Origin of the sequence: Pseudomonas sp. NPDC090201, assembly GCF_044746825.1 — a bacterium.
Lineage (GTDB): Bacteria > Pseudomonadota > Gammaproteobacteria > Pseudomonadales > Pseudomonadaceae > Aquipseudomonas > Aquipseudomonas putida_AD.
In genome coordinates, this window is the sequence record NZ_JBIVCX010000004.1 from 348,224 (window position 1) to 360,091 (window position 11,868).

Sequence of the window (11,868 nt, forward strand, 5' to 3'; positions counted from 1 at the left end):
CCAGGTCGTACCCGCCGGTTCGCCGGCGGGTTTTTTCGGAGCTATACCATGCGCGCCCGCACGCTTTCATTGATGATTATCGCTGCCGCAGTATTGAGTGGCTGTGCCACCTCTCGCCCGGCGGGCACCATTTCTCCGGCGACCATTTCGCCTCCAACGCAATCGACCCGCGACCTGGCCAACCTGCCCCCACCGGCAGGCGTGATCCCCGTGGCGGTGTACGGCATGCGTGACCAGACCGGCCAGTACAAACCTTCGCCGGACAGTTCTTTCTCCACGTCGGTGACTCAGGGCGCAGCGTCGCTTCTGGTCAGCGCGTTGCGCGATTCGCGCTGGTTCAAACCGGTCGAACGCGAAAACCTGCAGGACCTGCTGACCGAGCGCAAGATCGTCCGCGCCCTGGAGCAGCCGCAGGATCAGGCCCAGGGGCAACTGCCACCGCTGCGCCCGGCCAACATGATTGTCGAAGGCGCCATCGTCGCCTACGAAAGCAACGTGCGCACCGGCGGTTTCGGTGTGCGCTACCTGGGTATCGGCCCGTCGGATCTGTATCGCCAGGACCAGGTGACCATCAACCTGCGTGCGGTGGACATCCGCACCGGCGACATCATCCAGAGCGTCACCACCACCAAGACCGTGTTCTCGATCCAGCTCGATTTCGGCGTGTTCAAGTTCGTTTCCCTGCGTCACCTGCTGGAGGTCGAGACCGGCCTCTCGCGCAACGAACCGGTGCAGCAGTGCGTGCGTGAAGCCATCGAGGCCGGCCTGATTCACCTGATCGCCCAGGGCGCGCGGGATGGCAGCTGGAACCTGAAGAACCCGGAAGACCTGAAAAAACCACTGCTGGCCGGCTACCTGAAAGCGTATGACGAGCAAACCATGAGTACGCCCATGACCGCCGCCGAACAAAGCAAACTATCGGGGGAGACCCATGCACAGTAATAAAAGAACTGCGCTGATCGCTCTGACCACGGCGCTGCTGCTGGGCAGCGCCATCAGCCACGCCGCCGACCTGATGCCCGAGGCCCGCTATTCGGGCATTGGCGTGAGCGGCAGCCGTGTGGACGTGAGTCAGATCGGCTCCAACAACCGCTCGCGTATCGACCAGGCCGGCCCCGGCCAGCGCCTGGTGCAGATCCAGAACGGCAATGCGAACACTGCCACGATCAACCAGAGTGGCGCCTACAACGCCGCAGCCGCCCAGCAGACGGGTTACAACAACTCGATCAGTCTGGATCAGGCCGGGCGCTTCAACCAGGCAGCCATTACCCAGGCCGGGACCAACAACCAGGCCAACGTCGTGCAGAGCGGTGCCTATAATCAGGCGTACATCGGCCAGTACGGCCAGGGCAACCAGGCCAACGTCAGCCAGAACGGCTTCGGCGGCACGGTCAATGTCCAGCAGTACGGCAACAACATGAATGCCACCGTGACTCAGAAGTGAAACCCATGATCGATTTGTCGCAACTGGTCGTAGCCATCGACACCCAGCGCCAGGGTGCCGCGGTGCTGATTCGCCCGCACATCGAAAACCCGACGCCGTTGACCTTGCGCTACCGCATGGCGGTCAGCCAGCGCAGTACGGCCGGGACATCGAGCATCAGCCAGTCGGGCGACATCCAGACCGGCGCCACCGCCTCTCTGGTACAACTGAGCATTCCCCCTGAAGCGGCCTGTCACATCCGCCTGGAGCTGTTCCAGGGCAGCGAGCTGGTCAAGACAGTCGAGAAAGACTGCGACAACCCGGCTAACTAATATCCCGCTGCCTGACCAGCCCCTCAAGCGTAAAGCGCGCCTGGGTCAGCACCACATCCCTGACCTGCTCCATTTCCTGTGGGCCAACCTCGGCCCACTTCAGCGCTTCGAGCAACTTGGGTTTCTGCACCCGGAAGGCCAATCCCTGGGAGAACAGCGCCATGGAGTGGATCACCGTGCGCTCGTCTTCCACTGCGTAGCCGGAAAGCCCGGCGATCAGCAACCGAACCACCACACCGATGCGTTTCTTGAAGCGGTCTTCGAAAGCCATCGACGCACTTTCCGGGCACAGACCGGTTTGATGACGGTCCAGAAACGCCCGCCAGGCAGTGGTCTGCGGGCTGTCCTGGATGGTCGAGACCACGGCGCCGAGAATCCCCAGCGAGGCGTCGATCAGCGCCTGGTCCTTGAGTGGCGTCTGCGCCAGGGCCGCCTCCGCCGCTTCGACGCTGTCGCCCATCTTGTGCCACAGCAGCCTGATCAGGTGCTCGACGCACTCCAGGTACACGCCTTCCTTGCCGTCGAAGTAATACTGGATCGCCGGCGCGTTGACCCCGGCCGCAGTGGCGATGTCGCGGGTCGAGGCGCCCTCGTAGCCACGCTCGCCAAAGACCGCCACGGCCGCTTCGACGATGCGCGCGCGGGTCTCTTCGCCGCGTTGATAACCACCCTCGGCGGCAGGTTTGTGTCGTGCCATGTCCAGCTCCCGTTCGGTACCCCGGCAAAATATACCAGTTGACAAAATTTGGCGAAAAAACGAATTTATACCGACTGATATAAATTCGGAGCATCCCGATGTCCGCCGCAACGCCTCCCCCTCCAGCCGTGCCACAGGCTGCGCCTGATGAAACCGTCAACGGCCAGCGCGGCAAAGCGCGGCGCATCCTGCTGGCGCTGGTCACGGTGGCGCTGGCCATCGCGCTGGCGTGGGCGGCCTGGTGGTGGTTGGCCGGACGCTTCATCGAAACCACTGACGACGCCTATCTGCAAGCGGACAGCATCAGCGTCGCGCCGAAGATCAGCGGTTACGTCGGCGAAGTGCTGGTGGCGGACAACCAGACGGTCAAACGCGGCGACGTGCTGGTGCGCCTCGACGTACGCAAATACCAGGCAGTCAGCGATGAAGCCTCGGCCACCATCGCGGCCCGCACAGCGGACCTGGCCAAGGCCCAGGCCGACCTGGTGCAACAGGACTCGGCCATCGCCGAGGCGCGCGCGCAATTGCAAGGTGCCGAGGCCGACGCCCGACATGCCCAGACCGAGGTCGCGCGCTATGCACCGCTGGCCCGCTCCGGCGCCGAGCCTGAAGAGCGTCTGGCGCAACTGAACAACCAGCTTGCCCAGGCCCGCAGCACGGTAGCCGCCAAACAAGCGGCGCTGCGCTCCAGCGAAACCCGCAACGGCACCCTGCAGGCCCAGCTCAAACAGGCCCAGGCGCAACTCGGGGTGGCCAAGGCCAGCGAGGCGCAGAGCCAGCTCGATGTCGATGACGCGGTGATTCGCAGCCCGCTGGATGGCCGCATCGCCGACCGTGGCGTGCGCGTCGGCCAGTACGTGCAGCCCGGCACCCGGCTGCTGACGGTAGTGCCGGTGGACGCCATCTACCTGACCGCCAATTACAAGGAAACCCAGATCGGCGACATGCGCCCCGGCCAGTCGGTCAGCGTGCAGGTCGATGCGCTGCCGGGCCGCGAGCTGCACGGTCACGTCGACAGTCTGGCCCCCGGCACCGGCGCGCAGTTCGCCCTGCTGCCGCCGTCCAATGCCACCGGCAACTTCACCAAGATCGTCCAGCGGGTGCCCGTTCGTATCGCTCTGGATGTGACCGACGACGTGCGTCCGGCGCTGGTTCCGGGGCTGTCGGCCACGGTCACGGTGGACATCCGCTCGACCAAGGCAGACGCCGATCATGGCTGAGGCCCTGGCCGCCGGCAGCAACGCCGGAGTACAGGCCAGCCAGCCGCGTAACGCCTCGCTGACCGACTGGATCGCCGTCGCCGCAGGTTCGCTCGGAGCATTGCTGGCGACCTTGGACATCTCGATCACCAACTCGGCGCTGCCGCAGATCCAGGGCCAAATCGGCGCCACCGGCACCGAGGGTACCTGGATCGCCACCGGCTACCTGATGTCGGAAATCGTCATGATTCCCCTCGCCGCCTGGCTGACGCGGGTCTTCGGCCTGCGCCGGTTCCTGGTGGGCACGGCGCTGATGTTCACCTTCTTCTCGATGTTCTGCGGATTGTCGTCGAGCCTCGGGGCGATGATCGCCGGGCGCATCGGCCAGGGCTTCGCTGGCGGTGCGATGATCCCGACCGCGCAGACCATCGTGCGCACGCGCCTGCCTGCCCATCAGTTGCCCATCGGCACCACGCTGTTCGGCATGACCGCGATTCTCGGGCCGCTGCTGGGGCCGGTGGTCGGTGGCTGGCTGACGGAAAACATCGACTGGCGCTGGTGTTTCTTCCTCAACCTGCCGATCAGCATCGCCCTCATCACCTTGCTGCTCACCGGGTTGCCCTCGGAGAAGATGAACCTGGAACGCTTCATCAAGGCCGACTGGGCAGGCATTGTCGGCCTGGCACTGGGGCTCAGTTCGCTGACCGTGGTGCTTGAGGAAGGCCAGCGCGAACACTGGTTCGATTCGCTGCTGATCATCTGGCTGAGCATCGCGACCCTGGTCGGATTTTTCCTGATCGCTTTGGGCCAACTGCGCTCGCCCACGCCCATCGTGCGCTTGCAACTGGTGCTCAACCGCAGCTTTGGCAGCGTGCTGCTGATCGCCACGGCAGTGGGCGCGGGGCTCTATGGCACGGCGTATCTGGTGCCGCAGTTCCTTGGGATTCTGTCTGGTTACAACGCCGAACAGGCCGGTTCGATCATGCTGCTGTCGGGCATTCCGGCGTTCGCGCTGATGCCGATCCTGCCCAAGATGCTGGGCCGCTACGACCTGCGCTACATGGTCGGCCTGGGTCTGTTGCTGTATTGGGCGAGCTGTTTCGTCGACACCGAGCTGACCTCGCAGAGTGTCGGCCATGACTTCGTGCTGTCGCAGATCCTGCGAGGCTTCGGCCAGATTCTGGTGATGATGCCGCTCAGCCAGTTATCCATGCGCTCGGTGGACGCCCGCGATGCCGGCGACGCCGCCGGGCTCTACAACATGTCGCGCAACCTGGGCGGCACCCTCGGGCTGGCCTTGCTCGGGGTGCTGATGGACCGGCGCAGCCACTTCCATGACGACGTGCTGCGCGAAGGCATCCTTGCCAACAGCCAGCTGGCACAGGACCAGATCGCCAGCCAGAGCGCCAGCTTCCTTGCGCAAACCGGCGATCCGTCCACCGCGCAGATGCAGGCTTTCGCGCAACTGGCCAGCGACATCGCGCAGCAGGCTTCGGTGCTGGCCTACAACGACGCCTTTTATGTGCTGGGGCTGGCGATGCTGGCGTGCCTGCCCCTGATCTTCATCCTGAAAACGCGCCCGGCGCAGGCAGGCCCACGACAATGATTTCCCGTTCGATTCCGCTGTTTCTGGCCGTTGGTCTGTTGTCCGCCTGCACCGTGGGGCCGGACTACCAGGGCGCGCCCGATGTGGCGCCCAAGACCTTGGCGGCCGGGCGCCTGCCCCATGCCGATGATCCTGCCGTGCGCGAGCCCGGGGTCGCCCAGTGGTGGCAGTCATTGGGTGATCCGCTGCTTGATCAACTCGTCACGCAAGCCCTGCACAACAGCCCGGACATCGCCAGTGCCCAGGCCCGCTTGCGCCAGTCCCGCGCCAGCCTCAGCGGCTCGCGCGCCGACGCGATGCCCAAAGTCACGGCCGATGCGGCGATGCTGAAACTGCGCTCTCCCGACACCTCCTTTCTGGGTGACAGTGGCGGTGGCGGCGGTCGCGGGCCCTTGACGCTGTACCTGGCCGGGTTCGATGCCAGCTGGGAAGCCGACCTGTTCGGCGGTACGCGCCGGGCGGTCGAGGCGGCCCAGGCGCAGTCCGAATCGACTGCGGCAAAACTGGCGGACACCCAGGTGCAACTGGCCGCCGAAGTGGTGCAGACCTACGTCGACCTGCGTGATCAGCAAACCCGTCTGGCGCTGGTGGATGCCAGTGTCGACATCGAACAGCAGGCGGTGGACCTGACCCAACAGCGTCGCAGCCGTGGCGTGGCTTCGCAGTTGCAACTGGAGCAGGTGCTGACCCAGGCTGAAAACACTCGCGCCCAGCGTCTGCCGCTGCAGGCGTCGATCGTGCAGGCCATCGACCAACTGGGCCTGCTCTGCGGGCTGGAACCGGGTGAACTGGACGCTCGTCTGTCGTCTACCCAACCCCTGCCCGCCATGCCGCAGAAGGTGCCGTTTGCCGATCCGGCGGCGATCCTCAAGGCCCGTCCCGACATCCGCGCCGCCGAGCGTGTACTTGCGTCGAGCAATGCACATATCGGCGAGAAACAGGCTGACTGGTTTCCCAAACTAAGCCTTACCGAAGACTTGTCATTCTCGGCGGGCGATCCCGGCCATCTGGCGCGCAAGGACAACGGCACCTGGCTGTTGCTGCCGCGCCTGAGCTGGAACATTCTGGATTTTGGCCGAGTGGCGGCGAGTGTCGAAAGCGCGAAAGCCGGTCGCGATGAAGCGTTGGCCCAGTACAAGAGCGTGGTGCTCAGCGCCCTGCGCGACGCCGATGTGGCCCTGGTGCGTTACGGCCACCAGCGGGAAAACGTGGTGCTGCTGCGCAATGTCGAAGCCTCCGCCATCCGCGCCGCCGACCTGACCCGCCAACGCTACCGCGCCGGCACCGCCAGCACCCTGGACTGGCTCGACGCCGAACGCACCCGCTACCAGGCCCAGGAAAGCCGCATCTCAGGCGATGCAGAACTGCTCAAGGATTTCGCCTCCCTGCATAAATCCCTGGGACTGGGCTGGACGTTGTAGAAGCGCTTGCTCGCGATTCGCCGTTTCAGGCGATGGAGATGCATTGGATGTACCACCGCCTTCGCGGGCAAGCGCGCTCCTACGGTTTCGGTCAGAGACACGTTTGCTGCTTCACCTCAACCCTGTAGCAGCACGGCTTGCCGGCGTCGGCGGCACACCACATACACTGTAGGAGCGCGCTTGCCCGCGACCGGGCGTTTCAGCTGACAGAGATGTGTTGAATGAACCGTCCTCATCGCGAGCAAGCTCACTCCTACAGGTTCGTGATGACCACCGGACGCTCGCCTGACACAGGTCCTGTAGGAGTGAGCTTGCTCGCGATTCGCCGTTTCAGGCGATGGAGATGCATTGGATGTACCACCGCCTTCGCGGGCAAGCGCGCTCCTACGGCTTCGGTCTGAGATACGTTTGGTGCTTCACCTCAACCCCGTAGCGGCACGGCTTGCCGGCGTCGGCGGCACAGCGCGTACACTGTAGGTGCGCGCTTGCCCGCGACCGGGCGTTTCAGCTGACAGAGATGTGTTGAATGTACCGTCCTCATCGCGAGCAAGCTCACTCCTACAGGTTCGTCGTGACACCGGACGCTCGCCTGGCACAGGTCCTGTAGGAGTGAGCTTGCTCGCGATTCGCCGTTTCAGGCAATGGAGATGCATTGGATGTACCACCGCCTTCGCGGGCAAGCGCGCTCCTACGGTTTCGGTCAGAGACACGCTTGGTGCTTCACCTCAACCCCGTAGCAGCACGGCTTGCCGGCGTCGGCGGCGCAGCGCGTACACTGTAGGAGCGCGCTTGCCCGCGACCGGGCGTGTCTGGCGATGAAGATGCTCGGCCGAAGTCAGCCCGCCAAACCCGCTGCCTTCGCCCGCGCGGTGTGGAGTTTCTTGTAGCTGTCGACCAGCCGCTGATGCCGATCGAGCCCTTCGAGCTTCATGCTGGTCGGTGTCAGCCCATAGAAACGCACACTGCCATCCACCGAGCCAATCGCCGCATCCATGCGTTCGTCACCAAACATGCGGCGGAAGTTGACCTCGTAGTCGGCCAGTTCCAGGTCGTCGTCCAGTTGCATTTCCAGCACCACGTTCACCGCCTGGTAAAACAGGCCGCGCTCGACGGTGTTGTCGTTGTACTGCAGGAACGCTTCCACCAGGTCCTTGGCCTTTTCATACTTCTGCAAGGCAAGGTAGATCAGCAGACGCAATTCCAGGATCGTCAACTGCCCCCACGGGGTATTGTCGTCGAACTCGATGCCGATCAGCGTGGTGATGTCGGTGTAATCATCCAGCTCGCTGTCTTCCAGCCCCTTGGCCAGCGTGCGCAGGCCGACCTTGCTCAGGTTGTGCAGGTTGAGGATATCGGCGCGAAAGGCCAGGGCCTTGTTGGTGTTGTCCCAGATCAGGTCCTCGACCGGGTAGATCTCCGAATAGTCCGGCACCAGGATCCGGCACGCCGTGGCGCCCAGGTCCTCGTACACGGCCATGTAGACCTCCTTGCCCAAATCTTCGAGGATGCCGAACAGCGTCGCGGCTTCCTCGGCATTGGCCTCTTCGCCTTCGCTGGAGAAGTCCCACTCGACGAAATCGTAATCGGCCTTGGCGCTGAAGAACCGCCACGACACCACACCGCTGGAGTCGATGAAGTGTTCGACGAAGTTGTTCGGCTCGATCACCGCCTGACCTTCGAAGGTCGGCGCCGGCAAATCATTCAACCCCTCGAAACTGCGCCCTTGCAGCAACTCGGTCAGGCTGCGTTCAAGCGCCACTTCAAAACTTGGGTGGGCACCAAACGAGGCAAACACGCCGCCGGTGCGCGGGTTCATCAGGGTGACGCACATGACCGGGAACTCGCCGCCCAGCGACGCATCCTTGACCAGCACCGGGAAGCCCTGCTCTTCCAGCCCCTTGATCCCGGCGAGGATGCCCGGGTACTTGGCGATCACCTCATGCGGCACATCCGGCAGCGCGAGTTCGCCTTCGAGAATCTCGCGTTTGACCGCCCGCTCGAAAATCTCCGACAGGCATTGCACCTGCGCCTCGGCCAGGGTGTTGCCGGCGCTCATGCCGTTGCTCAGAAACAGGTTCTCGATCAGGTTGGACGGGAAGTACACCACTTCGCCATCGGACTGGCGCACGAACGGCAGCGACACGATGCCCCGCGAGGTATTGCCCGAGTTGGTGTCGTACAGGTGCGAGCCGCGCAGTTCACCGTCGCGGTTGTAGATGGCCAGGCAGTGCGGGTCGAGAATCTCTTCGGGCAGCGCATCGCCAGGGCTCGGCTTGAACCAGCGCTCGTTCGGGTAATGCACGAACTCGGCGTTGGCGATGTCTTCGCCCCAGAACTGGTCGTTGTAGAAGAAGTTGCAGTTGATGCGCTCGATGAACTCGCCCAGCGCCGAGGCCAGCGCGCTCTCCTTGGTCGAGCCCTTGCCATTGGTGAAGCACATCGGCGAATGCGCGTCGCGGATATGCAGCGACCAGACATTGGGCACGATGTTGCGCCACGAGGCGATTTCGATCTTCATCCCAAGCTCGGCGAGGATGCCCGACATGTTGGCGATGGTCTGCTCCAGCGGCAGGTCCTTGCCCAGGATGTAAGTGCCTTCGGTGGCGCTCGACGCCGGCATCAGCAACGCCTGGGCGTCGGCGTCCAGATTCTCGACTTCCTCGATCACGAACTCGGGACCGGCCTGCACCACTTTCTTCACGGTGCAGCGGTCGATGGAGCGCAGGATGCCCTGACGGTCCTTTTCCGAGATGTCGGCAGGCAGTTCCACCTGAATCTTGAAGATCTGGCTGTAGCGGTTTTCCGGGTCGACAATGTTGTTCTGCGACAGGCGGATATTGTCCGTCGGGATATTGCGGGTGCTGCAGTACAACTTCACGAAATACGCGGCGCACAAGGCCGACGACGCCAGGAAGTAGTCGAACGGCCCCGGCGCCGAGCCGTCGCCCTTGTAGCGAATGGGCTGGTCGGCGATCACCGTGAAGTCGTCGAACTTGGCCTCAAGCCTTAAGTTGTCGAGAAAGTTGACTTTGATTTCCATGGGCGGCACCACAATAGCGAAAGCGAAATGGCCGCCATTATCCGGGTTTTGCGCGGGAAGTCTCGTGCTTTGAGGCCGGGGTGCCGATCGGTCGCCGGGCCGGGTGGAGAGTCATCTGCAACAGCTTTGAAAACGTGAAGAAACAAAAACCGGGTTTCACGGTGAATTATTTTGCGTCTTTTTGTATCTGAACGGGAATAGCGTGCCACCAAAACAATGGCATCGACAGTTCTGAAACAGAGTGACCGGTATGAAATCAAAGAAAAAAGTCAGCCCCATCGGGTTGCAGGACATCACCATCGTCGACGACGCGAAGATGCGCAAGGCGATCACCGCAGCGGCCCTGGGCAACGCCATGGAGTGGTTCGACTTCGGCGTCTACGGCTTCGTCGCGTATGTACTGGGCAAGGTGTTCTTTCCCGGCGCCGACCCAAGCGTGCAGATGGTGGCGGCACTGGCGACCTTCTCGGTGCCGTTCCTGATCAGGCCGCTGGGCGGGCTGTTCTTCGGTGCCCTGGGCGACAAGTACGGGCGCCAGAAAGTGCTGGCGGCGACCATTATCATCATGTCCCTGAGCACCTTCGCCATCGGCCTGATCCCCTCCTACGCCTCGATTGGCATCTGGGCGCCCATCCTGTTGCTGCTGGCCAAGATGGCCCAGGGCTTCTCGGTGGGCGGCGAGTACACCGGCGCGTCGATCTTCGTCGCCGAGTATGCACCCGACCGCAAGCGCGGCTTTCTCGGGAGTTGGCTGGATTTCGGCTCGATTGCCGGTTTCGTCCTGGGCGCGGGCCTGGTGGTGATGATTTCCACCTTCCTGGGTCAGGAGAAGTTCGAGGAATGGGGCTGGCGCCTGCCGTTCTTCCTCGCCCTGCCCCTGGGGATGCTCGGGCTGTACCTGCGTAACGCACTGGAAGAAACCCCGGCCTTTCAGCAGCACGTGGACAAGCTCGAACAGGGCGACCGCGAAGGCCTGTCCCATGGTCCGAAGGTCTCGTTCAAGGAAGTGGCGACCAAGCATTGGCGCAGCCTGATGACCTGTATCGGCATCGTGGTCGCGACCAACGTGACGTATTACATGCTGCTGACGTACATGCCGAGCTACCTGTCGCACAACCTGCATTACAGCGAAGACCGCGGGGTGCTGATCATCATCGCGATCATGGTCGGCATGCTGTTCGTGCAGCCTTTGATCGGTTTCATCAGCGACAAGATCGGCCGCAAGCCCTTCATCATTGTCGGCAGCGTTGCGCTGTTCATCCTGGCCATTCCGGCGTTCATGCTGATCAACAGCGGCAAGATCGGGGTGATCTTCGCAGGGCTGCTGATTCTGGCAGTGGTGCTGAACTTTTTCATCGGCGTGATGGCGTCTACCCTGCCCGCGATGTTCCCCACGCACATCCGCTACAGCGCCCTGGCCAGCGCGTTCAACGTTTCGGTGCTGATTGCCGGCCTGACGCCCACCCTCGCCGCCTGGCTGGTGGAAAGCACCAACAACCTCTACATGCCGGCGTACTACCTGATGGTGGTCGCGGTGATTGGCCTGGCCACCGGGGTGACGATGAAGGAAACCGCCAACAAGCCGTTGCGCGGCGCAGCACCTGCGGCCTCGGACCTCGAGGAAGCCAAGGAACTGCTGCAGGAACACCACGACAATATCGAACAGAAGATCGAAGACATCGATACCCAGATCGCCGAGCTTGAGGCCAAGCGCAAGGAGCTGGTGCAGCAACACCCTCGCATCGATTGATGCTGAACCGCTGCCGCGCACAGAGGCGCGGCAGCGGGTACATCAGCCTGCCGCCACCACCGTGATTTCCACCAGCAGATCAGGCGCCGCCAGTCGCGATTCAACCGTGGCGCGGGCAGGTGCGTGGCCTTCCGGTGCCCAGGCGTCCCACACCTCGTTCATGCCGGCGAAGTTGGCGGCAATGTCCGACAGCCATACCTGAGCACTGAGAATGCGGGTCTTGTCCAGGCCAGCCTTGGCCAGATAGTTGTCGATCTTCTCCAGCACCTGCGCGGTCTGGCCCTTGATGTCCAGGCTGCGGTCGGTTGCGGTCTGCCCGCCCAGGAACGTGAAGCCGTTGCATTGCACGACGCGGCTCATGCGTTGGTTGGTTTCGATACGGGTGATTTCCAGCATGTGA

Annotated in this window: 10 protein-coding genes; 7 read left to right on the forward strand and 3 right to left on the reverse strand. The window is 63.2% G+C overall.

Features of this window, described 5'->3' with window-relative positions; genetic code table 11:
• Positions 1 to 48: 48 nt before the first annotated feature.
• From ACIPOO_RS15685 to csgH, 3 genes are read left to right on the forward strand one after another with little or no spacing between them, the layout of a single operon-like run.
• Positions 49 to 942, forward strand: coding sequence for a CsgG/HfaB family protein (locus tag ACIPOO_RS15685; protein WP_274131256.1), 894 nt, complete (start codon positions 49 to 51; stop codon positions 940 to 942).
• Positions 932 to 1,444 carry a curlin-associated protein gene (locus tag ACIPOO_RS15690; RefSeq protein WP_274131258.1) on the forward strand — a complete coding sequence of 171 codons (513 nt, stop codon included), beginning with the start codon at positions 932 to 934 and terminating at the stop codon, positions 1,442 to 1,444. The genes ACIPOO_RS15685 and ACIPOO_RS15690 overlap by 11 nt, the downstream gene beginning before the upstream one ends.
• A 5-nt stretch (positions 1,445 to 1,449) precedes the next feature.
• Positions 1,450 to 1,755: a curli-like amyloid fiber formation chaperone CsgH gene (csgH, locus tag ACIPOO_RS15695; RefSeq protein WP_274131260.1), complete on the forward strand. Its 306-nt coding sequence runs from the start codon at positions 1,450 to 1,452 to the stop codon at positions 1,753 to 1,755.
• On the opposite strand, the gene ACIPOO_RS15700 is transcribed toward csgH, so the two are convergent.
• Positions 1,748 to 2,452, reverse strand: a complete 705-nt coding sequence (locus ACIPOO_RS15700) for a CerR family C-terminal domain-containing protein (protein WP_274131262.1) — start codon at positions 2,450 to 2,452, stop codon at positions 1,748 to 1,750. The two genes, csgH and ACIPOO_RS15700, sit on opposite strands and share 8 nt — an antisense overlap.
• Before the next feature lie 98 nt (positions 2,453 to 2,550).
• On the opposite strand from ACIPOO_RS15700, the gene ACIPOO_RS15705 reads away from it, so the two are divergent.
• Genes ACIPOO_RS15705 through ACIPOO_RS15715 form a run of 3 tightly spaced genes read left to right on the forward strand, consistent with a single transcriptional unit; the run spans position 2,551 to position 6,678 of the window.
• Positions 2,551 to 3,672: an HlyD family secretion protein gene (locus ACIPOO_RS15705; RefSeq protein WP_400608435.1), complete on the forward strand. Its 1,122-nt coding sequence runs from the start codon at positions 2,551 to 2,553 to the stop codon at positions 3,670 to 3,672.
• Positions 3,665 to 5,257 (forward strand): DHA2 family efflux MFS transporter permease subunit, encoded by a 1,593-nt coding sequence (locus ACIPOO_RS15710; protein ID WP_400608437.1) that lies wholly within the window; start codon positions 3,665 to 3,667, stop codon positions 5,255 to 5,257. Before ACIPOO_RS15705 ends, ACIPOO_RS15710 begins: the two co-directional genes overlap by 8 nt.
• Entirely contained in the window at positions 5,254 to 6,678 is a 1,425-nt protein-coding gene (locus tag ACIPOO_RS15715; protein ID WP_400608439.1) for an efflux transporter outer membrane subunit, read from the forward strand. Before ACIPOO_RS15710 ends, ACIPOO_RS15715 begins: the two co-directional genes overlap by 4 nt.
• 835 nt (positions 6,679 to 7,513) lie before the next feature.
• On the opposite strand, the gene ACIPOO_RS15720 is transcribed toward ACIPOO_RS15715, so the two are convergent.
• The gene (locus ACIPOO_RS15720) at positions 7,514 to 9,718 is read right to left on the reverse strand and encodes an OsmC domain/YcaO domain-containing protein (protein WP_400608441.1); all 2,205 of its coding nucleotides are present in this window, start codon (positions 9,716 to 9,718) and stop codon (positions 7,514 to 7,516) included.
• Between the two features lie 250 nt (positions 9,719 to 9,968).
• On the opposite strand from ACIPOO_RS15720, the gene proP reads away from it, so the two are divergent.
• Entirely contained in the window at positions 9,969 to 11,468 is a 1,500-nt protein-coding gene (gene proP, locus ACIPOO_RS15725; RefSeq protein ID WP_274131268.1) for a glycine betaine/L-proline transporter ProP, read from the forward strand.
• Positions 11,469 to 11,510: 42 nt separating this feature from the next.
• On the opposite strand, the gene ACIPOO_RS15730 is transcribed toward proP, so the two are convergent.
• Positions 11,511 to 11,861: a RidA family protein gene (locus tag ACIPOO_RS15730; protein ID WP_400608582.1), complete on the reverse strand. Its 351-nt coding sequence runs from the start codon at positions 11,859 to 11,861 to the stop codon at positions 11,511 to 11,513.
• Positions 11,862 to 11,868: the final 7 nt, after the last annotated feature.